Here is a 22,441-nt window from a genome sequence, read left to right on the forward strand (position 1 = left end):
CGGAACCGTGGTGACAGCCAGGATTCCGGCCAGCACCAGGTACGTTCCGCGCCAGTCCAGATGCGTGTTCAGCACGGCCGTCAGCGGCGCGAACACCGTGCTGGCCAGCCCCGCCACCAACGTGAGCGCGGTCAGCGCCGACACCCGCCTCGCCCCGAACCAGCGGGTCAGTGCCGCGAACGCGGGAGCGTAGAACACCCCGGCCATCGCGACACCGATCAGCAACCATGCCGCCGTGAACCACGCCAACGACTGCGCGGTCGCCACCATGACGAGCGCGGGGACCGCGATGATCGAACCGGCGGTCATGACGGCGCGAGGACCACGACGATCGAGCAGCTTGCCCACCGGTACTCCGACGAGTCCCGCCACGATCTGGCTCGCGGAGAAACCCGCGGTGATCGCGGCCAACGACCACCCCGTCCGCGCGCCGATCGTCGGCAGCAGCACGGGGAACGCGTAGTAGAGGATCCAACAGCTGATGATCTCGGTGCCGCACAACACGATCAGCACGCGGCGCAGCCCGGCGTCGATGCCGGGCTGCGCCGTTGTTTCAACGTGCGCTGGCAACGAGCCCGATCGTCACGTCGACAGTCTCGGGCGCACTGCAGCATCCGCCGCTGTTCTTCTGCTCCGCCGGCGCATCGAACACACCCGCACCGCCGCACACGCCGGTCTCGGGCAGCACGAGCTCCACTCGTCCCGCCGACTCGTGGTCACCCGCGATCGCCGCCACGACTGATCGCGCCTGCTCGTAGCCGGTCAGCGACAGGAACGTCGGCGCGCGCCCGTAGCTCTTCATGCCGACCAGGTAGACGCCCGGCTCGGGGTGACGCAGCTCGGCTTCCCCGTGCGGGTAGACGGTGCCGCAGGAGTGGACGTTCGGGTCGATCAGCGGTGCGAGCTTCGTCGGCGCCTGCAGCACCGGGTCGAGGTCGAGCCGGATCTCCGACAGCCACGACAGGTCCGGCCGGAACCCGGTCAGCACCACGACCTCGTCGATGCCCTCGACGGTCTGGCCGTCGAACGACTCCAGCGTCAGGCTGCCGTCCGCGGCCCGTTCGACGGATGCTGTGCGGAACCCCGTTACGGTCGCGATGTGACCGGCCTTGGCGGCCTTCTTCGCCCGCAGCCCGAGCGCGCCGCGCGCCGGCAGCTGGTCCGCTTCGCCACCCCCGAAGGCGTTGCCGACCACGCCCCGTCGCAGCAGCCACACGACCTTCGTGCCGGGTTCCTGCTCGGCCAGCTCCCCCAGCGCCACCAGCGCGGTCAGCGCCGAGTGCCCGCTTCCGGCGACCGCGATCCGCTTGCCCGCGTACCGCCCCCGTTCGGCCGCGAGGTCCGGCACCCGGTAGTTGATCCGCACGGCCGCCGCCTTCTCCCCCACCGCAGGCAGGCCGTCACCGCCCAACGGGTTCGGCGATCCCCAGGTGCCAGACGCGTCGATCACCGCACGCGCCGAGATCCGCTCCTCACCGTCGGCGGTCTGCACGTGCACCGTCAACGGCTCGTCCTCACGTCCGGCGTCAACCACCCGGTCCCTGCCGCGCCGCGCGACGCCCACTACCCGTGCACCGAGCCGCACGCGGTCACCGAGCACTTCGGCCAGGGGCCGCAAGTACGAATCCGCCCACTCCGCACCGGTCGGGTACGTGGCACCGTCGGGACGCGCCCAGCCGGTCGGCGTCAGCAGTCGCTCAGCCGCCGGGTCGACCAGTTCACTCCACCGCGAGAACAGTCGGACGTAGTTCCACTGCGCCACGGCAGCACCGGGCCGATCCCCGGCCTCCAGCACCAGCACCTGCTCGCCCCGCTCGACCAGGTGCGCTGCCGCCGACAAACCCGCAGGTCCCGCACCCACCACGACGACTGGCAACTCGTTCACGACATGCCCCTTGTATTGACGGATTTCGAATCAATACCAGGGACTGTATCGACCGGGATCGATTGACGCAACCATCGATCTGTGTCGATACTTTAGGCATGACGACGACAGCGGCATCGCCGGCAGTGCTGCCCCTCGACGACGCCGCGACCTACGCCGACTGGTTCGCGTGTCTCGCCGAACCGACCCGCGTACGGCTGCTCCACGCCATCGCGACCTCGGGACGCGCGATGACCGTCGGCGAACTGACCGACCTTCTCGGCATCAGCCAGTCCACCTGCTCGCACCACGTGCGCAAGCTCGCCGACATCGGCTTCGTGTTGATGCACAAGGAAGGCACCGCCACACATGTCAGCGTGAACCCGTCGTGCTGCACCGGTCTCCCCCACGCCGCCGACATCGTCATGGGCGTGCTTGCGCCCCAACCGTGCTGCCCGGTCAACCTGCCAAAAGACGTGACAGTCCGTGCCATGCGCAGCGACGACTGGACCGCCGTCCGCCGCATCTACGCCGAAGGCATCGCGACCGGCGATGCGACGTTCGAAACCGAAGTCCCCCAACGCAGAACGCTCGACGCCAAGTGGCTGCCCAAGCACCGCTGGATCGCCGAGATCGACGGCGCGGTGTCAGGCTGGGCAGCGGCCACACCGGTGTCCGCACGGGACTGCTACGCGGGTGTCGCCGAGCATTCCGTCTACGTCGGCACCGACTTCCGCGGCCGAGGCGTCGGCAAAGCCTTGCTGCACAAGCTGGTCACCGCCGCCGACACCGCAGGACTCTGGACGTTGCAGACCTCGATCTTCCCCGAGAACCGCGCAAGCCTCGCCCTGCACCACTCGATGGGCTTCCGCACCCTCGGTGTCCGGGAACGCATCGCGCAACACCACGGCGTGTGGCGCGACACCGTCTTCCTCGAACGCCGCACAGCCAACTAACACCCATCTGACCACTCATCCGTCGCCGTACTCGGCGACGGCTACTTCGAGGTGCCCATGAACAGCCACGACGCCATCGTCATCGGCGCCGGCCAATCCGGCCTCGCCGCAGCCCACGCCCTCATCGCACGAGGCCTGCGCCCGCTCGTGCTCGAAGCAGGAGACGAGCCGGTCGGCTCCTGGCCGCACTACTACGACAGCCTCACGCTCTTCTCCCCCGCCCGGTACAGCGCACTGCCCGGGCTGCCGTTCCCCGGCGACCCCGAGCACTACCCGCACCGCGATGAAGTCGTCGACTACCTCCGCAATTACGCCGCACACCTCGACACCGAGATCCGCACCGGCCAGCGCGTCGCCGAGATTGTGAGTGACAACGGCTTTCGAGTCACCACGACGGATGGCACCAGCTTCACCACACCGATCGTCATCGCCGCCACTGGCGGCTTCGGCAACCCGCACCGGCCAGCCGTGCCCGGTCTCGACAACTTCCCCGGTACCGTCCTGCACGCCGCGCAATATCGCTCGCCTGAACCGTTCCACGGACAGCGCGTCATCGTGGTCGGCGCCGGCAACTCCGCCGTCCAGATCGCCGCGGAACTCGCCGACCACGCCCACGTGACCCTCGCGACCCGCAAGCCGGTCAAGTTCTCCGCGCAACGCCCGTTCGGCCACGACCTGCACTTCTGGCTCGACCGCACCGGCCTCGACTATCTCCCGATTGGTCCCTGGCTACCTGATGGCTTCACGACGCCCGTGCTCGACACCGGTCGCTACCGCACTGCCCTCGACCAACGGCGCCCGGACCGCCAGCAGGTGTTCATCGCACTGGAGGACTCGAAGGTCATCTGGCCTGACGAACAGCGCGAACACGTCGACGCGATCATCCTCGCCACCGGGTACCGCCCTGACCTGCCGTACCTGAGCACGCTGGGCACCGCGCATGACCGCGGCGTTTCTCGCCACCACCGCGGACTCGGCTTCGCAGGCCTCGAATGGCAGCGCAGCCTCTCTTCCGCCACCTTGCGAGGCGTCGGACGCGACGCCGCCCACGTGGTGCGCCGCCTGCTCAGGTGAACGAAAGCTGATCGTGGTGGAAGTCAAAGTGCGGCACAGGGAAGTGGTACAGATCCGCCAGAGGACCTGAACTTACGGAAGCAGCAATCCCACCGCCTCTGGGACAGCATTCCGGCCGAAGGCTGCTTTCACTCTCACAATCAAGGTACCGGTGCAATTCTGCGATGGTGCGGTCACACAGAACCACCATCGGCCCGCAGGACATGACGCTCACACTGAGCCAGGAACTCACGAAGTTGACGACCATCGAACAGCTTCGTGCCGGCGTTGAGCAACCTCGAGCAAAACCCCGGTCCGAGATCGCTGGCAACATAAAGTTCTTGTGACACAAGAACTTTGCCATCACCGATCTCTCCCCCACAAAATGCCGCGCCCTTCAGCCTGATCATGACGACGTCGCTGTGACGGGACACGATGGTTGGCACTAGTAGAACCCGTGACCTCCCGTTCGGCAGCAGTGATCCGCCGCATCTGGCACCGGCTGGCCAGGTTGATTGGTGCCAATCACGACTGAGGGGGTTCGTTGTCCGACCCGAGGTTGTGTCAAGCGGGCAGTTCAGGGGCTGACAACCCGCCCTGATCACGTAGCCAGGTCACCAACGTGGTGGCATCGCTGCGGCTTGCCGCGTCCAGGGGCGTGAGGTCTTCCCAGGGCGGAATCCAGTTCACTTCTGCACCGTGGTCGAGTAGGTATTCAGCGCACGTGTGTTGCCCGCCATGGCACGCGCCCCAGAACGCGTGGTTGAGATCGGCTTGGCTCGGCGTGGATGTGGTGAAGAACAGTTCGAGGCGGTCTTGCAGTCCGAGTGTCGCGGCATCGACGAGCGTGGTGTGAGCGCCGCGTTCGACCAGGCGGTGTGCGGCGCTCCATTGTCCGAAGGCTCTGGCGTCCGCGAGCGGGGTACCGCCGCCGATGACCGCGCCGGGTGCGTCGATGTCGGCCCCGGCGTCAAGGAGGGCATCCAGTACAGCAACGTCGTTGCTGCTCGCCGCCCAGTGCAGTGGGGTCTCGGTGTGGCCACCGTGGAATCGGGCATTGACGTCGGCGCCTGCTGACACGAGGGCGGCAACGGTTTCGGGGCCATGCGGGAAATGTCCTGGCCAGTCGGTGGCGACGTGCAGCAGTGTGCGGGACATGTCGCAGTCGCCGAGACGGACGGTGGCCAGAACTGGGTGTTCCGCGAGCAGGTCGACAAGGGCTTGGACGTCGCCGGTGTGGATCGCCTCGACTGCTGTGACAGCGAGCGGGTCCTCGGTGCTGAGCGAGTTCACGGTGGTCCTCCTCGTCCGCCGCCATTCTTGCGCGAACGGCGACGTCGTGGTGGTGGACAGGGTTAGGCAGCACACCGTCCGGGTGGCGGTTCAGCCGCAGTGTCGAGGCCTGGGGACTACTCGACTCCAAGGACAATCGGGGGTTGTCGGCCAATAGTCGACAACCTACCGTTGTCGGCATGGCTGTGGTGAGCGTGCGGGCGCTGGTGGATGCCGTGCAGGAGCGGGCGGGCAGTGACGACCCGCTGGTGTTGCTGGAGGCCGCGGTCGTCGTGGCCGGCGAGACCAGCGAGGCCGCCGACGGCCTCGTCGAGCACTACGTCGGAGCGGCCAGGGCGGTGAACGTGTCGTGGACGGTCATCGGCGAGCGTCTCGGGGTGTCCAAGCAGGCGGCCCGGCAGAAGTTCGCGCACCGTCTGGGGGCTGGCGACCTTGTGGGTGAGGGGGCCGAGTCGATGGTCATGGCGCCGCGGCTGTCGGCATGTCTGCAGGCGGCGCAGGCCGCGGCGGATACCGACGACAGTGTGGTCGGCACACAGCATCTGCTGCTGGGCCTGCTGCAGGTCGGGGCGGCCGCCACCATCCTGGATCGGCTCGGCGTCACCCGTGACCGGGTCCGTGAAGCGGGTGTCCGGCTGTTCGAGCCCGCAGTGCTTGTCGACGGTGAGGGGCTGGAACGCCGAGTTGTGGGAGATGGCGAGGCGGAGTATGCGATCGCCCAGGCGCGGCGGTTGGCGGCGCGGCGTGGGCAGAGCCAGTTCCGGACCGAGCACCTGCTGTTCTGCCTGGCGGTCGATCCGGGTTCGTCGGCCCGTCGGGTTCTCAACGATCTCGGCGTCGATGTCGCCAGGGTGAAGAAGGAGCTCGAGGAGTGGCTCGGTCCCGTTCAGCGTCGGCACCGCCGTTTCGGCAAGGGCAAGGCTGCCGACCGGGCCTGCTCGTTCTGCGGTTGCCAGGACGCGGGCCCGTTGGTCGCCGGACCTGGTGTGTGGATCTGCGGCGACTGCGTCCAGACCAGTGCGGAGATCCTGCGCAGCGACCGAACCGGTCTGCGCACCGGATGAAGGACACAACGAGGCGCCAAGTCGTTCAGCGGTGATCAGGAAGGGCTGGTCCCGGCGACGGGTGCGCTGCGCTGTGTTTTGCGACCTTCTGATCGCGGTCCTCGGACCGCGATCAGAAGTCTCCAAGGGTGTGACGGGGTGCCCACGGTGGCGTTGAGGATCGGCGGGCGCGAAGCCGGACGGTAGCGTGGGCACGCGACATCGCCGCGCGGTGCGCGAACGATGTCGTGCGCCGGGCTGTGGACCCGTGAGGGCCCAACTGCCCGGTGTTGAAGGTGGTGGTGAGCGGGTCAGGTTCAGGCTGACCCGCTCACCACCGCGTCACATCAGCAGGTGATGACCACTAAAGCGGTCCTCTCCTAGCAGAAACAGACGCCGTCGGGCGTGGTCGCGCAAACCGGCTGCACGGCCGCACCGCCGTAGATCTCGTCGAGTTCGGTCTCGGTGAGTTCGATCGTGGTGGTGGTCTCTTCCATGGGAATCACCTCCTTTCCTCGGTCGATGGGACCGGCCTGCGAGGGCCGGGAGCTGTGGGTGGGCCGGCGCCGAGATCACCGAAGTCGCCGTCGCCGTTGTGGTCGGCGCCGCTCATCTGCGCGGCCACGAGTCGCGCGTAGTGCCCGTGAAGGGCCACCAGGTGGGTGTGGGTGCCGGATTCGACGAGCCGCCCCTGGTCCAGGACGACGATGGTGTGGGCGTCCTGGACGGTGCTCAACCGGTGCGCGATGACGACCTGCACGCAGTCCAGCCCGGCGAGGTTGTGGCTGATCCGTGCTTCGGTGGCGGCGTCGAGATGGCTGGTCGCCTCGTCTAGCAGCAGGATCGCGGGTCGGCGCACCAAGGCCCGTGCCAGCGCCAGACGTTGACGTTGGCCGCCTGACAGTCCCACGCCGCGTTGTGCCAGTTGGGTGGCGTACCCGTTGGGCATCGCCAGGATCTCGTCGTGCAGGCAAGCCAGACCGGCGGCCCACGCGACGTCCTGCGCGGTGATGGCTGGGTCGTGCAGGGTGATGTTGTCGTGGATGCTGCCGCTGAACACAAACGGCTCCTGCAGCACGACACCGATCTGGCTGCGCACCACTCGCGCGCTCACCGCGTCCAAGGTGAGGCCGTCGAAGCGGATCTCGCCGTCGGTCGGCGCGTACAGGCCCAGCAGCAGCATGCCCAGGGTGGTCTTGCCCGACCCGGTCGTGCCCACGATCGCGATCCGTTGGCCCGGCTCGATGTGCAGGGACACCGCGTCGAGGACCAGCGGGTTGTAGGTGTCGTAGCGGAAGCTCACCTGTTCCAGGTCGATGCGACCCAGCAAGCGGTGCCCGGTGTGCGGGGACGCCTCGGCTGGTTCGGGTTCGCGGGGCGTGTCCAAGACGTCGGACAGCCGCTGCAATTGCGCCCCGGCCATCTGCAGTCGCTGCCCGTTGGACACCACGGCCGCCAACGGGGTCACGATGGCCGCGGCCAGCCAGGTGATCGCGAGCATCGTCCCCGGTGTCATGGCGTTCGCGAGCACGCGAGTCGCGCACAGCCACAGCACGAGCAGCGGGGTCAGCATCCGCAGTGCGGTCGTGATCGCCTCGATCAACGCGGCCAGGTAGCTGCGGCGCAGCGTGGTGGTCATCCATGCTCGCATCAGCTCAGCCAGGCGGCCCTGGACTCGATCCTCGGCTGCCGCGGCCTTCAGTGTGGTGATGCCTTCGAGGGTTTCCACCAGATGCCCTTGCATCTCCGCTTGAGTGGCCAGGTCGGTGGCCATGCGTTCGCGGACCTGGCGGGTGGTGGCCCACAACAGAGCCACCACGACGGCGAGGACCCCGGCCACGGCCAGCGCCACCGGCACATCCAGGAACGCGAGCACGACCAGGTAGGACAGCACGAGCACGGCGTCGAGCAGGGAACCGAGTGTCTGGCCGGTCATCAGGTCGCGGACCACGGCGATGCTGCCGAAGCGGTTCATGATGTCGCCGGTGCTGCGCTGCTCGAAGTACCGCAACGGCAACCGCAGCAGGTGCGCGGTGAACGCAAGCAGCGCGGTGGTGTCCAACCGGCCTTGCAGGTACACCAGCAAGGAGGATCGCAGGAGACCTGTCGCCAGTTGGGCCAGGGCGACCACGCCGATGCCAATGCCGAGCAGAGTCAGCAGGGACGACGTCCGCAGTGCCACCGTCTCGTCGACCACAGTTCGGGTCGCCAGTGGCATCGCGAGCACCAAGCCTTGCGCCACGATCGTCACGGCAAGCAGTTGCAGCAAGAGCCGGGTGACGCCCGGCAGCCGCAACAAGGAACGTGCATAGCTGTGCCAGAACGGTTCCCGCGTGTTCGCGGCGGGAGCGAACCCGGTGCCAGGGGTCATTGTCAGGGCGACTTTGCCCAGCCCGTCGCGGAAGGCGGTGGGGCTCAGGCGGCGGCGGCCCTGGCTGGGGTCGACGATGTCGACGTGGCGGGCGGTCATGTGCTCGACGACGACGAAGTGGTTGTCGCCCCAGTGGGCGATCAGCGGCAGCGGCAGCTTGGCGATCGCCTCGGGTGTGGCCCGGTATCCGGCCGCCTGCAGGCCCATGGATTTGGCGGCACGTACCAGCGAGCCCGCGCTGACCCCGTCACGGCCGGGCGGGCACACCTCACGCAGTTCGCGCACCGTCGTGGAGTGGCCGTGGTAGCCCAGCACCATCGCCAGGCTGGCCATGCCGCACTCGGCGGTGCTGGCCTGCAGCACCAACGGAAGGCGTCGCCATCGTCGCCGCGCCACGGCGACGAGCGCGGAGATCGGCCCGGTACTCACAGGGTCCGCCCGATGGCGACGGCGAGGACCAGCAGGGCGACGAGTACGAGGCCCAACCCCAGCCATAACAGCCGCAACGCGGCCGGCCGCACCGCGACCGGGAACATGCCGTGGTCGGTTGCGAGGGAATGAGCGGTGTCCTCGGTGAACACCACCCGCTTCTCCGATTGCCGTTTCCTGGTCACCGCTCACCCCCTCCCCGTGGTGCCGCGAACGCCGTACCGTGCGGGCCGTCGCGTCAGCCGATGCCTTCGGCGACCGTCTCGCCCAACTCCACGACGACACCGAGGTTGCGCATGGCGTCGCGGTTCACCGAGTAGTACGCCCAGATCCCGCGTTGCTCGCGGTTGAGCAGCCCCGACCCGACGAGCTGCTTGAGGTGATGACTCACAGTGGACTGGGCCAGGCCCATGGCCATGGTCAGGTCGTAGACGCACACTTCGTGTTCGCTGCCGACCAGCAGGTTCATCAGCTGCACCCGAGCGGGGTGCGCCAACGCCTTGAACAGCGTGGCGATCTGGCCCGCCTCGTCGCTGGACAGCCTCGGGGTGGTCAGCGGCACGCTGCAGTGCGGTGGCCGTGCCGGGTCCACGTACGCCTGCTCGTTCACGCCCCACCCCTCGGATCGATGATCGGCGATCTAATAGATCGAGCCTTCTCGATGTGACCGACGGTAGTGAGGCCGGGCCTATTGCGCAACCCCTTCGTGGGGCGTCGAGCCGGACCGGCCGGCTCGACGCCCCACGACAGGCCGGTCAGGCCAGAGCGGCCTTCTTCGACTGGTAGTAATCGCTCATCGCGGCGTTGGAATCGGCAATGGCCGACAGGGCAGTCACGAACTCGTCGACCTTCGCGCCGGGCAGGACCGCGAGCAGGCGGTCACCGGAGATCTCGGTGAAGGTTCGCATTCCCTTGCACCCCAACGACAGTCGCGGCTCCTGCGCGTTGAGGGCCAACGGCAGCGCGGCGCACCCCGGGCGACCCGAGACCGTCATGGAGTCACCGGTCCAGGCCGCCGTGCCCGCGGCCTCGCTGTAGAGCATCGCCTGGTCCGGGGTCAGCCACATCAGCACGACGTCCGGCGCCACTGGCACATCGGCCAACGGCCCGTACACCGCGCCCTTGCTGCCCGTGGGCACCGAGGGCAGCGACGCGGCCTCAGCCGGGTCGAAGTACCCGACCTGGCTCATCGTCCCCACCGCCGCGCCCAGTTCGCCCTGGGTCTGCTCGGGCAGTTCGAAGCCCATGACCATCGCGCCGACCGGGCAATTGAAGTGCTGCTCCGCGGTGGCGTAGAAGACGCTCTTCTCCCCCGCCCGCCAGAACGAGCAACTCGACGGCACTACCTGGTCGGCATCCGCCACGCCGTCAGGCGCCTGGTCACGGAAGGCCACCGCCACGGGCGGAATGGTCAACGACAACAATTCCACGAGCTTGGCGGCAGATTCATGCTGTTCCACTGTTCATATCCCCTGTCAAGATCATCAGTTCGGGAATGTGAGCGATCGTCGGAGTTCAGGTCCGACGAGCACACGGAGCGGGCACGCGATACCGCGTCCGTGACCTCCGTCCTGTCGGCGCGCACCCGGTGGTGGACCTGTGCGGTGGAGTGAGGGGCACGGGCTGTGTCGACCCGCAGATCGACATGGCCGAGATGACCTCGGCAGTGAGGCAGTGCGGTAGCGCGGCACGCGCACGGAAACGATCAATGTGAGCCCCCTACCCCAGAACGCCCCGAAAGTCTGCCGCCCGCCACGCTCCTGACGCACTCGACCATTTGAGTGCACTTGGACGATTTTCAGGTCGAATTGCTTTTCTGTTCGACTACCCGCATTTCGGGACCGGAACGGCCGCGAAATGCGCACGGCCGCGGTTTCACGATGCCTCCGGATCCGCTGTCGACGAGGGGATACCGGCGGTGACGACCGGCATAGCTCCGCTGCTCCGGCCGTGCGCCACGAGTCTGGGCGGATCGACCCAGGGTCGGCGTCTTTGCGTCACATCGCAATCGGATCCAGCGGATGGCTGGGGTGTGCCGCTGCCGCGCCAGACGAGGTTGGCCACTGTTCGGCACGCTTGACCCTGTACCGCGGTACAGGGTTGAGAATGGGGGCATGCGCAGCGGTGAGGTGGCAACCCACGCGGGGGTGAACCTGCAGACGTTGCGGTACTACGAACGACGCGGCCTGGTCGAGGACCCGCCGCGATCGGCATCGGGGTACCGCTCCTATCCGGCCGAGACGGTCGACATCGTCCGCTTCGTGAAACGAGCCCAAGGGCTGGGTTTCACCCTCGACGCCGTGGCGGAGTTGCTGCACCTGGCCTCGGGCGGCCCCGAGGGCTGCGACGCCGCGCTGACATTGGCCCAGACCAGGAAAACGGAGTTGGACCGAAGGATCGACGACCTGACGCGGATGCGGGACTCTCTCGCCGAACTGGTCGCCACCTGCGATCGCCCACGCACCGACCGGCAATGCCCACTGCTGCAGAGCCTGCACATCGATCGAGACGAGTCCCGATGAAACTGCGGATACTCCACGTACCGGACTGCCCGAACCTCGCACGGCTGGAGGACGCGATCGGCGAAGCCTTGACCGGCACAAGGGGTGACGTCGAACTGGTCCGCCACGTCGTCAACACGCCTGAGGAAGCAGCCGCAGTGGGCATGACCGGTTCGCCAACGCTCCTCGTGGACGGGGTCGATCCGTTCGCCGAACGCGGCGCGGTACCGAGCCTGTCATGTCGCCTGTTCCGCGACGAGCACGGCCGCGTGCGCAACGTCCCGTCGGTCTCCGAACTCCGACGCGGCCTAGGCATCGCCACCGACAAGCTTCCGTCCCTCAGCGACTCGGGTCGTCACCCGCTCGATGAGCGCGGTGCGGAGGTCACGCCCGGCCCTGCGGCGGTCTTGATCACCTGGCGGGAGCGCACGACTCCGACCGATCCTGCCGAACGAGCGGTGCACCATGCCATCCTGCGGGCGTTCGCCACGAACGGCGCACCACCGTCGCCTGCGGAGCTTGACCAGGTCGCCGCACCGTTCGACGTACTCGCCGACAGCGTGCTGGCCCGGTTGCACACGACCGACGTGATCCGACTCGACCCGGACGGGCATATCCAGGTCGCCTACCCTTTCTCAGGAATTCCCACCCGCCACCGGGTCCGCCTCGCCGACGTGGTGGACACCTTCGCGATGTGCGCGATCGACGCCCTGGGCATGCCCGCGATGCTCGACGTCGACGCGGTGATCACCACCTCCGAACCGGCCACCGGCCACCTGATCACCGTGACAGTCACCGACGCGCGGTCTAGGTGGGAACCGGAGACGGTTGTGGCCTTCGTCGGCGCGCGACCGGGCGACGGCCCGTCTGCGGACTCCTGTTGCGACTACCTCAACCTGTTCACCGACCGCCTAACCGCGCAGGCATGGGCAACGGCGCACCCCGGCGTCGCCGGAGAGATCCTGGACGGCACCGACGCCGAAATCCTAGGCCGGAAGATCTTCGGCGAACTGCTCAACGACCGATGACACCATCGGGCGTGCGGCCCGCACCGGTCACGATCTAGCGTTCGACAACATCCCGCTGCGGCCAGCCGGCCACATCACCTCCGTGTATTCCTCGACGTGGTGCACGCGGCCCCTCGCCGAGTCGCGCCGCGAGTCCACAATCTTCAACTTCGCAGGCTCGCCACGTCCGATGCTGTCGCCGAGTTGCATTGGTCCAGCGTCGCGCCAACGCTCACACACGACGGCCTCAGGCCGTTACCTCCGAAGAGCATCGCACACAGATCAACCTGCGGTGATATACCCCGCTGGGGTATTCTGCACGCGCCTTGACTGGACGATGTGAGGTGCAGCGATGGTGTCGGAACTAGCTCACGACAAGGGTGTGGCGGTTCTGTTGGTGGGTCTGCAGCACCGGGTCCAGGTCGAGGCGAACCTCCGACAGCCACGACAGATCCGGCCGGAACCCGGTCAGCACCACGATCTCGTCGACGCCCCTCGACCAGGTGACCGTCGAACGACTCCAGCGTGAGGCTGCCGTCCGCCGCACGTTCGATCGCAGCGGTGCGGAACCGGTGGCGGTCTCGATGTGGCCCGCTTCAACAGCCGTCTTGGCTCGCAGCCCCAACGCGCCGCGCGCCGGCAGTTGATCGGCCTCCACTCCACCAAACGCGTTGCCGACGGCACCGCGGCGCAACAGCCACACGACCTTCGTGCCGGGCTCCTGCTCCGCGAGCTCTGCCAGCACGACCAACGCGGTCAGCGCCGAGTGCCCGCTACCGGCGACCGCGATCCGCTTGCCCGCGTAGCGAGCGCGCTCGGCCACGAGATCCGGCACGCGATAGGTGATCTTCTCTGCGGCAGCCCGCTCGCCCACCGCGGGAAGCCCGTCCCCGCCCAGAGGGTTCGGCGAACCCCACGTACCGGAAGCGTCGATCACCGCGCGCGCCGTGATCCGCTCTTCCCTCTCAGCGGTCTGCACGTGCACGGTCAGCGGCTGGTCCTCACGCCCGGCATCCACGATCCGGTCCCGCCACGCCGTGCCACACCCACCACGCGTGCGCCGAACCGCACCCGGTCACCCAGGACCTCGTCGAGCGGTCGCAGGTAGCTCTCCACCCACTCGATCATCACCCTGCGGGGCACGACGCTCCCGCCCAGCCGCGAACCAAGGAAGTTGAGGAGATCGAACGACTTCGTGGCCGCGTTGAGCAACCTCGCCCAGCCGCGATCTACCGGGCTCGGCAGCCGCGCGACAAGCCGTGCCAGCGCCAGCAACGCACGCATGATCAGGAAACCGAGCAGCATGTGGAACAGCAACTGTCGGTTGCTCCACCGCGTGCCGTTCGAACGGCGCCGAAGCGCAGCACCAGCGGCATCATCCAGCAGCGCGCGGAACGTCGCACGCGCACGCTCGAGGCCTTCGTGAACCGGCTGTCTGTCCACGGTTCCAGTGTGCACCTGCGACAACCACCGCCGCCGCTGAATGCATCTAGCGCAGCTGGTCGGTGGCAAGCACTGTGCTCGAAACGTTGCACCTATTCCTCCTAATAGGTGAACTTGGACTAGCCCGGTTAACGAAAAGACCTGTTCAGATCGATGGCTCGCACACAGGGGGCAAGCGGGGTTCTCCTGTAGCGCGGCCGAACTGGAGGGGCCACGGTGACGGAACTGCAGTCGAACCTCTGGTCGTTCGAGAACATCCGATTCACCCTGTACGAATCGGCGACCACACCTCGATGGCGCAACCCTCAACGCGGCGCCTTGGCGGCTTTGCTCGCCCACTGGTCCCTTCCAAGAACCACACCCGCCTTGATCTCGTTGCCCACCGGCACCGGAAAGTCCGCCATCGCCTTGGCCGCACCGTTTTTGATGTCCGCGAAACGAGTACTTGCCGTTGTCCCTTCGATAGAACTGCGTCAGCAGCTCAGCAGCGCCTTCTGCGATCTCTCCCTGCTGCAACGCATCGGCGCCATCGATGGCGGCGCACCGCGAGTTCTCGAGCTCAAGGCTCGCGTCCAGGACTGGACAGACATCGACCAGTACGAGGTCGTCGTCGCTTCACCTGGAACCATCAGCCCTGTTCACTACATCGACTCGCCGCCACCTGCCGACCTCTTCGACCTGATCATCGTTGACGAGGCACATCACAGCACCGCTCCCACGTGGCGCGCGATCCTCGAGCACTTCGACCAAGCGAAGTCCGTCCTCCTCACGGCAACGCCACGGCGACTTGACGGTCAAAGACTTCCTGGCGAGCACGTCTACCACTACCCCCTGCGACAGGCACTCGAAGAGCACATTTTCAAACCGATCAAGCCGGTCATCGTCGACCAGGCCCACTGGGGAACCCGCGACGAGACCGATCAGGCCGTGTTGGAAGCCATGGTCGAACTTCTCAGAACCGACGAGCACAAGACCAGCACACTGCTGGTACGCGCAGCGTCCAGGCAACGAGCGGCCCAGCTCGCAGAGGTCTACCGGGCCGCCGGCGTCGACATCGAAGTGCTCCACTCAGGACTGTCCGCCGCCCGCCAGAGACAGATCACTTCAGACCTTCGGTCCGGCCGACTACGAGCTGTATCAGTGGTCGGCATGCTGATCGAGGGTTTCGACCTGCCAAGCCTGAGACTCCTCGCTTATCACGACAAGCACCGGTCGTTGCCCGCCACAGCACAACTGATCGGAAGGCTCGCCCGAGTCGACGACAGGTACCCACAACCCTCCGTCCTCGTCACCGCCAAGGACATCGACGTCTTCCCCGAGCTGCAGGGCGTCGTTCGCAACCTGTATGGAGAGGATCAAGACTGGGCAACCGTGCTGCCCGGCATCATCGACGACGAGATCCAAAACCACCGCGAGAACCGTGAGTACGCAAGGCAGTTCGGTGATGCTCCCCCCGACCTCGCTCTCGACGCGGTGCAACCACTTCGCCGAGCCGTGATCCGCGAACTACGCCCACGAATCGACACGACACCCCGCGCGTTCGAGGACGGCGTCATCCACGAAGATCTGCGCGTGGGCAAAGCTCTCAGAGGAAAGCTGATCCTCTACTCGGGCTTGAACCCTGCCGGCACCACCCTCATGGTGATCACGGAGTCCGTCGAGCGGCCGGCATGGCACAACGCACCCGGCCTTGATGCGCCTCGATACCAGCTGCACCTGGTGTCCCGCCGAGACGCCACCAGAACTGACCGTCCCGATCTTCTGTTCGTCAACGTCGAAGACAACGGGCTCGGCCGCGACCTTCTCGACCTCATCGACGTCCGAAAGCGCAGCGACCTCGCCGACCCAGGCACGCTGCAAGCCGCGTTCGACAGCTTGACCAGGCAATCCGTCTCATCCGTCGGCCTACGCAACAACTACGGCGGCTCCACAGGTACAACCAGCTACCGGATGTTCGCCGGCAAAGGCGTCGACCGCGGCCTGCGCGAAGTCGACACCGCCTACGGCTCCCTAGGCCACGCAATGATTCAGGTAGCCGACGACGAAGGCACCTTCACCGCAGGTGTTGCCACAGCCAAAGGCAAGTACTGGGAGACCCGGTACAGCGCACTGCTGCGCTATGAGGCGTTCCTAGACGAACTCGCTGAGCGCTATTGGTTCCCGCCAGGTGCCCAGACAGGCCAGTTGCTCCCCCAGGTCAACCGCGGAACAAGGCTGACGGCATGGCCGATCGAGCTACCGATCGCGGTCGAGCTCGATCCCGCGCTGATCGGGATGGGCTGGACGATCGAAGACGTCGGGCCCCTGGACGCGCTCGATTTCGAAGCAGACATGGTCCAGCCCGGCCGAGACCGTCTCGTACTCCGCGCCCTGATCGCATCGGAGGACACTCGCCGCGTGGTGTGGACCGGAGAGCTCGACCTCACAGCAGAAGCCACCGCTGTTGGAGATGACCTCCTGGTCAGCCGTGGGTACGGCGTGGCCGTCAGCTTGAGCGACCTGCTGACGGATAGGCCTCCCACGATCTTCTTCGGCAATGGCGACACCGTCCACGGCAGCGTCATCGTCAACAGCAGGTCGACGACCCGACCGCTGCCGAACATGGAGTACAGCTCGCTCAGCTGGACTGGAGTGGACCTTGAGGCTGAGACTCGTAAAAAGGCCGCAGAGAACGGCAAAGGGCGGTCCATCCACGAGGAGTTGGAGACCTACCTCAACGGCCAACCGAGACGGGGTCGACACCGATGGATCGTGCACAACGACGGCGGTGGCGAGTTCGCCGACTACGTCGTCATCGAGATCGACGGCACAGCGGTTTCAGTGGGGCTATGGCACGCCAAGTACGCCGGCGGTAAGAAGGCGTCGGTGCGCGTCATAGACCTTCAGGAAGTCGTGGCGCAGGCCATCAAGAGCCGGCGCTGGATCACCGATCCTGGCTTCTGGACCGAGCTCGGCAAACGCCTCACCGGAGCATCAAAGCCAAAGGCGACCGTTGTGCACGGCCGAATCAGTCAACTGCTCGTGATCTGCGGCGCCGCAGACAGGGCAGATCACCTGTCCTTCGCACGAAGCCGCCCACTCGTCCAAGGCACTGTCGCGATAGTCCAACCTGGGCTCAGTTACAAAAAGCACCGCGCTCAGTTGACCGCAGAGAAGTTGTCAGCCGTGCAGGTCCGCGACCTGCTGACGGTCTTCCATGACAGCGTCTTGCAGGTCGCGCGACCTGTGATGCTCTGCTCGTCCTAGAGCTCAACTGTTCATCGAACCAACTAACTGAGCAGCGCGCGGATCGCGAGGACGTACTCTTCGGCACATCGCCAGAGGAAGGTACGTGAATGCAGCGACAACCGAAGGTCTAGCCATACGCAGTATAGGATCCTCAGACCAGAACTCGTGATCGAGGTAGCCGCCGATGGTCAGCAGCAAGGCCGCATCCACTGTGTCGCCAGAAGCCACGGGCGGCGCTGGCACGATCGACGAGTACCGGTTCGCAGCCGTCAACCTGGTGAAGCTCCTACGCGGGGACATAGCCCCGGGACTGCCGGCTCCCATTATGGCTGTCGGGCTGCAACGACGGGAAGCAGGTAACATTCTCGACGACGTCGTCCTTCAGGCGGCACCGGAGAGCAATGCACTACGGATCGAGTACCAGGTCAAGCGAGCCATGTCTCCAGTGCAGTCAGACACCGCATTCATCGACTCACTGAAGCAATGTCTCCAATCATTGGAAGATAATGCGGAGGAGATCGAGTCGGGGCAGCTGCGTCTTGGGTTGGCAACTAGCCCCTCACAGCAACTTAATCAGTTGCGCAAATTGACTGAAATAGCTTGGCAACATCTCACCTTGGAGTCGTTCGAAGCGATTGTCAGGCCCGGTGTAACCGATCGGAAGGTCTGCGACCGTTTCGAGCGCGTTGTCGAATCCGTTGCCGTAGCCCAGCTCAGCCGGGGCAGGTTGCTCAAAACGCTTGACTGCCGATCGCTGGCGCTGACAGTGCTTCGCTCCTTGCAAATCTGGCAATTCGAGATTGGTCAGGACGGCCGGGATACGATCGATGCCGTGGGCCGCCTGGCCGACGTGCTGCCCTCGGACGGACACTCGGCCCTCTCTGTCTTCACGTACCTGGCTGAAATCGCACACGAGGTGGGTCCTAAAGCCGGCCTGATCGACCGGGCGATGCTGCGGGCGAAGCTGATGCGCCGTGAGGTGGCGTTGACGGTCGAACCGAAGCAGCGCGTTGCGTTGGCAAAACTGGCGGCAGCGACGCAGCGGGAGCTCGGCGCCACGACTTGGGCCATCGCTGACCGTCTTGAACTGCCGCGGAAGAAGGCACTCGACCGTATAAAGGCCGCCGTCGAAGCGAACTCCTTTGTCCTGGTCTCCGGCTCGGCCGGTGTCGGTAAGTCCGTCCTGGCCCGACGCGTGATCCACGGTATGACAGCAACAGCGAGCACCGTCATCGTCAACCTAACGGGCCGTAGCCAAGAGACTCTGGCCGATCTCCAAGCCGAACTCGATGTAGAGCTGGCTCCTGCACTGCAGGCGGCTGCCACCACGGGCCCTCGAGTGATGCTCATCGACGGTGCGGAACACGCACTCACCGATAACGCCCGCTTGCTGACCGCCGTGCTTCAGGCCGTGCCGGTCGACCTGGAGAAGGCACCTCCGTGGACCGTCATCGTGACAGCCCGTACGGAGGCTGCAGCAGCGGTAAGCCGCCGCCTTCCGTCCCCGCCGGTGCGGATCGATGTCGGTAGCGCCGATACTGATGAAGTGGACGCGATCGTTAACGCGTTTCCACAGCTGACACCATTGACACGGCACCCGCGAAGCAATCGGCTTCTTCAGCTGCCCTATCTGGTGGATCTGTTGGTCCGGGTCGACGCTGGACTCGATGACCGCCCTCTCGGCGAAGAGGACGTGATGGACCACGTGTGGGAACAGGTGGTCCGCCGCGGTAACGGCGAGCGGCCAGGCGCCGGTACACCTCACGGCAGGGCCGCAGCTTGCTTGGTACTGGCCGAGGCGTCCCTGGACGCGGACGCCGGCTCGACACTGGTTTCCTGCGAAGGTGATGCAGTCAGCGGGTTGATCAGCGACGAGGTACTGATCAGACACCGCAGCCGTCATCGCTTCGCGCACGACATCCTGTTGGACTACGCGGTGGCCAACAGACTGCTGGAGAACGATCATCAACATCGGCTGACCGGGGTTGACGAGCCGCGTCGTCTCATGCGTGCCATCCGGTTGGCGATGCAGCGTCGGCTGGGGGACGCAAAGGTCGGCGGCCCGGCGGTGGTCTGTCAGCAGTGGAGCGAAGTCGTCGAACTCGCCCGGCAGTTGGAGGAACAGGACGGGCCGCGCTGGCGCAACATTCCCTACGAGGCGCTGCTCGCGATGAGCGATCCCCGGCCGTTGCTCGATGCCCTTCGCTCCACCCTATTGACCAACGACGGCGAGCAGCTTCGTCAGCTCCTCAAGGTGACACGCAGTTTTGCGGCAACCCTCGTCAGAGAACCCGAGATCGACGGCTTGCAACTCGATGTCGTACTCGCCGCCCCTATAGCAGACTTCGTCTGCACAGCAGGTCAAGCCTTGCCACAGAAGGCGACCTACCTTGCCGCGGACGTGGTCCATAGGTGGCTACTCGCCGCGTGGCGTGCCTGTGTTCCGATCGAGGTCCACATCACCGACCCACAACAGCTCGCCCAGGTCACTGCTCTGTGGTCAGAGGATGACATCTACGGGGACCGGCTGAAAGCCGTCCTGCCTGCCCTGGCAATGCTCGGCCGGTACCCAACGCCGGAAGCCCAGGCGGTGTTCGACCGTCTGTCCGACCGCAACAGCGAGCTGTCCGTGATCGTCGAGATGTCCGATGTGGCCGCAGCAACGGCGCGAGCAAATCCCGGACTGCTCCTTCTGCTCGCAGGCCGCTATTACCTAGATCAGGATCTCCGTCTCGACCCGGCGGAAACTCCACCTGCTGCAAGGCGCAGACGTGGTCGGCGCAGGCCCAGGTTCGACTCCAGCGAGGAGTTCGAAGGCGGAGTGCGCGACCACACGCCCACCTACTTCAAAGCGCGGAACACTGGCTTCGCGGCACCGCACTACGGTCCCTTCCAAGCGCTGCTGACGATCTCGCCAGAACACGGCCTCCGCCTAATCGGCGCGGTCGTCGACAGCGCCACCGCAGCCAGAACCGCCGTAGAGCGCTCGTTCGAGGACCGCTCGGACCCCAGCTTGACGTTGACGATCCACCGCCCGGCGTGGGCCGAGCCAGTCTCCTACAGCGGCACCGCAGCGACGTGGGGCTGGCTCCGTGGAACAACCAGCGGCGCTTATCCGGCGATGTCGGCCCTCATGGCACTGGGGCAGTGGGCGTTGCAGGAATCGTCTCAGCGTCCCCTCGGTGACGTCCTGGACCAGGTACTGGGAATCAGTCGCAGTTTGGCGATCCCGGCCGTCGCCATGTCGCTGATCACCGCCCGTTTTGAAGCGGTCACCGATGAGTTGGATCCGTTCCTCGTACAGCCGCTTGTGTGGGATTTCGAAGGGGATCCACGGTTGCAGAAAGCCGCAGTCATCCTCGTCGGCCGCGGCGATCTCAAACGTCGGAACCAGCTTCGTGCACTCGGCCATGAACTTGTCGAGCTGACTCGCCGTGAGCTCACGGTGCTTCTGGGCCAGCCGGCAACCGATGATCACCCCAAGATGCTTGTCGCCGCGAAGCGGGCGCGAAGTCTGGACGTCGACGCCTACCGACTGGAGCGGTCATCGGAACGAGAAGGAACGCTGGAGGTGTCCCTCGACTACCCCGAGGAACTCGAACGCGGTCTGAGGCAGCACGGACTGCCGTTCCGACTCCAGCTCCGAGTCGCCAACATCACCACTCGCGCCGTGCAGGCTCGTGACGAGCACCAGGATGCGGATCCGGTCGCCTTGTGGCACGAGCTCATGGACATCTTTCGGCAACTCGATGAGCTTGACAACCCTCATCTCGGGGCCATCCATCCTCGAGGTGAGGTGGCGTCCACCGTTGCCTCAGCGGTGCTGCTGGCGGCCGCTCGCGACGGTGATACCACAGACCGGCAGGTGGTCGAGGACACCGTGCTGACACTTCTTGATGCCGTCGAGCATTCACCTGTCGACGATCGCGACCAGCACGTCGAGGACCGAAGTTCGCAATGGCCGATGGGTGCCGACCGCGCTGCGGCTACAGCCCTTCCCGGTGTGCTTGCGAACGCGGAATTGCGCGATCGATGCGCCCACCTCATTGATCGTATTGAGGCCGCGATCTTGGCCCTGGCCGAGTTCCGTCCCTTCGAAGTGAGGCGGCGGCTTGCCGACGCACTAACCGACGTGCTCACGCTCTCCTGCGACGACGAGCACGAAGCCCGTATCCACTCGCTCACCGTCGCCGTCCTGAAGAAGATCGTCCTCAACGCTGGCATCGGACCCTCGATTGACTACCAACGAAACCGGTTTGAACTGGCGGAGCCCTTGGCAGAGGTTCTCGGGTCAGGTGAGGATCTCCTTCACATCGGCGAGGCCTCGGATGCCCTGTCTGCTCTCAAGTGCACCATCCGCCTAACGTGCGTGCACGGACAGGCTGCAGTGGAGGTGCTGCGAGCGCTAGTGGACTATGACATTCTCGTGTGGCCAAGGCACTACGCCCGACGCCTCTACTCCGACATCAGGCACTGGCGCAGCGAACTTGATCACTATGTCGCCGCACAGGCTCTCGACGGCGACAGTGAACTGCTCGACCGCTACCTCGGCGGTTTCGCCCCTGTCGGAGAAGAACTCCGCGGTCTGCTGACCGAACTCGCGAAGCAGGCCACGACACCCGAACGCGGCGCGCTCCTGCTGGAAACCTACTGGCCGCGCATCCTCGATCACCTGCTCCCGGCCAACCGGAACCTCTGCAGCGACGACGACCGCGAGCATCCGCACCACAGTCACGAGGAGGACCTCGATCGGGCTCTGCTACCTGAGTCTCCAGTGGACAGAGGCTGGCCACTATGGCCACTCGGCACCATTCTGAAGCGTTGGGCGCAGGCGTTCAAAGGTAAGCCCCACGTCGCGGATCACGCCGTCACATGTCTGGCGCAGTACCGCCTGCTCGGCTCACCTACTTCCACGGGCATGGTCCTGGACATTCTGGGCGACAACGTCCGCATGATCCGTCAGGACTGCCGAGCTGTCACCGCTTGGCTGTACGTCATCCTCATCGCCAACAAGGACGCAAGCGTTGGCCATAGGCGCCGACTGCTCAGGCTGCTTGACGAGCTCGCAGATGTCGGAGATACGGACGCCATCGAGCTGCAGCGAGAGCTGGAACTCCAGTAGCCGGAGCCGAGATACCCCTCGGGCATCAAGAGCAATCCTCCCCAAGATCCGTTAATACAAGAGGTTCGGACACATGGTCAGTCGGCACGACGACGGAGCCGGCGCCGCTTCCGCAGGTGGATCCCGTGCCG

General features: G+C 66.0%; 16 protein-coding genes and 1 pseudogene. 7 read left to right on the forward strand and 10 right to left on the reverse strand.

Translation table 11 applies throughout. From position 1 onward, the window contains the following. Together SK854_RS05300 and SK854_RS05305 are read right to left on the reverse strand one after the other, a co-directional pair. Nucleotides 1–570: MFS transporter (locus SK854_RS05300; protein WP_319973845.1), on the reverse strand; the 570-nt coding region annotated here is incomplete at its 3' end. After that, a complete protein-coding gene (locus tag SK854_RS05305; RefSeq protein WP_319973846.1) occupies nucleotides 554–1,885 on the reverse strand; it encodes an FAD-dependent oxidoreductase in 1,332 nt (443 codons plus the stop codon). The genes SK854_RS05300 and SK854_RS05305, both read right to left, overlap by 17 nt. Before the next feature lie 98 nt (nucleotides 1,886–1,983). On the opposite strand from SK854_RS05305, the gene SK854_RS05310 reads away from it, so the two are divergent. After that, nucleotides 1,984–2,820, forward strand: a complete 837-nt coding sequence (locus tag SK854_RS05310; protein WP_319973847.1) for a helix-turn-helix domain-containing GNAT family N-acetyltransferase — start codon at nucleotides 1,984–1,986, stop codon at nucleotides 2,818–2,820. Between the two features lie 57 nt (nucleotides 2,821–2,877). After that, complete coding sequence (locus SK854_RS05315) at nucleotides 2,878–3,894, forward strand: flavin-containing monooxygenase (RefSeq protein WP_319973848.1); 1,017 nt, start codon at nucleotides 2,878–2,880, stop codon at nucleotides 3,892–3,894. Nucleotides 3,895–4,067: 173 nt separating this feature from the next. On the opposite strand, the gene SK854_RS05320 is transcribed toward SK854_RS05315, so the two are convergent. Together SK854_RS05320 and SK854_RS05325 are read right to left on the reverse strand one after the other, a co-directional pair. Continuing rightward, nucleotides 4,068–4,283: a hypothetical protein gene (locus SK854_RS05320; RefSeq protein WP_319973849.1), complete on the reverse strand. Its 216-nt coding sequence runs from the start codon at nucleotides 4,281–4,283 to the stop codon at nucleotides 4,068–4,070. Nucleotides 4,284–4,437: 154 nt separating this feature from the next. Then, the gene (locus SK854_RS05325; RefSeq protein WP_319973850.1) at nucleotides 4,438–5,166 is read right to left on the reverse strand and encodes an ankyrin repeat domain-containing protein; all 729 of its coding nucleotides are present in this window, start codon (nucleotides 5,164–5,166) and stop codon (nucleotides 4,438–4,440) included. Nucleotides 5,167–5,345: 179 nt separating this feature from the next. On the opposite strand from SK854_RS05325, the gene SK854_RS05330 reads away from it, so the two are divergent. Further along, a complete protein-coding gene (locus tag SK854_RS05330; protein ID WP_319973851.1) occupies nucleotides 5,346–6,230 on the forward strand; it encodes a ClpX C4-type zinc finger protein in 885 nt (294 codons plus the stop codon). A 359-nt stretch (nucleotides 6,231–6,589) separates the two neighbouring features. Here SK854_RS05330 and SK854_RS05335 read toward each other — a convergent pair whose 3' ends face one another. From SK854_RS05335 to SK854_RS05355, 5 genes are all read right to left on the reverse strand, one after another. Next, nucleotides 6,590–6,706, reverse strand: a complete 117-nt coding sequence (locus tag SK854_RS05335; RefSeq protein ID WP_319973852.1) for a bacteriocin — start codon at nucleotides 6,704–6,706, stop codon at nucleotides 6,590–6,592. Nucleotides 6,707–6,711: 5 nt separating this feature from the next. Beyond that, nucleotides 6,712–9,009 (reverse strand): peptidase domain-containing ABC transporter, encoded by a 2,298-nt coding sequence (locus tag SK854_RS05340; protein WP_319973853.1) that lies wholly within the window; start codon nucleotides 9,007–9,009, stop codon nucleotides 6,712–6,714. Then, nucleotides 9,006–9,194, reverse strand: a complete 189-nt coding sequence (locus SK854_RS05345; RefSeq protein WP_319973854.1) for a hypothetical protein — start codon at nucleotides 9,192–9,194, stop codon at nucleotides 9,006–9,008. Before SK854_RS05345 ends, SK854_RS05340 begins: the two co-directional genes overlap by 4 nt. A 53-nt stretch (nucleotides 9,195–9,247) precedes the next feature. Then, nucleotides 9,248–9,619 (reverse strand): ArsR/SmtB family transcription factor, encoded by a 372-nt coding sequence (locus SK854_RS05350; RefSeq protein ID WP_319973855.1) that lies wholly within the window; start codon nucleotides 9,617–9,619, stop codon nucleotides 9,248–9,250. Between the two features lie 145 nt (nucleotides 9,620–9,764). Then, on the reverse strand, nucleotides 9,765–10,469 hold the full coding sequence (locus SK854_RS05355; RefSeq protein ID WP_319973856.1) for a DUF169 domain-containing protein: 705 nt from the start codon (nucleotides 10,467–10,469) through the stop codon (nucleotides 9,765–9,767). A gap of 654 nt (nucleotides 10,470–11,123) precedes the next feature. On the opposite strand from SK854_RS05355, the gene SK854_RS05360 reads away from it, so the two are divergent. After that, complete coding sequence (locus SK854_RS05360; RefSeq protein ID WP_319973857.1) at nucleotides 11,124–11,531, forward strand: MerR family transcriptional regulator; 408 nt, start codon at nucleotides 11,124–11,126, stop codon at nucleotides 11,529–11,531. Between the two features lie 143 nt (nucleotides 11,532–11,674). Further along, a complete protein-coding gene (locus SK854_RS05365) occupies nucleotides 11,675–12,538 on the forward strand; it encodes an alkylmercury lyase family protein (protein WP_319973886.1) in 864 nt (287 codons plus the stop codon). A 382-nt stretch (nucleotides 12,539–12,920) separates the two neighbouring features. Here the strand turns inward: SK854_RS05365 and SK854_RS05370 are convergent. Further along, nucleotides 12,921–13,639 (reverse strand): annotated as a pseudogene (locus SK854_RS05370) (SidA/IucD/PvdA family monooxygenase); the annotation flags it as partial. Between the two features lie 537 nt (nucleotides 13,640–14,176). Here SK854_RS05370 and SK854_RS05380 point away from each other — a divergent pair. Both SK854_RS05380 and SK854_RS05385 read left to right on the forward strand, forming a co-directional pair. Further along, entirely contained in the window at nucleotides 14,177–17,206 is a 3,030-nt protein-coding gene (locus SK854_RS05380; RefSeq protein WP_319973860.1) for a DEAD/DEAH box helicase, read from the forward strand. A 166-nt stretch (nucleotides 17,207–17,372) separates the two neighbouring features. Then, nucleotides 17,373–22,310 carry a hypothetical protein gene (locus SK854_RS05385; RefSeq protein WP_319973861.1) on the forward strand — a complete coding sequence of 1,646 codons (4,938 nt, stop codon included), beginning with the start codon at nucleotides 17,373–17,375 and terminating at the stop codon, nucleotides 22,308–22,310. Nucleotides 22,311–22,441 lie beyond the last annotated feature (131 nt).

The organism is Lentzea sokolovensis, assembly GCF_033949975.1.
In the GTDB taxonomy this organism is placed as follows: Bacteria; Actinomycetota; Actinomycetes; order Mycobacteriales; family Pseudonocardiaceae; genus Lentzea; species Lentzea sokolovensis.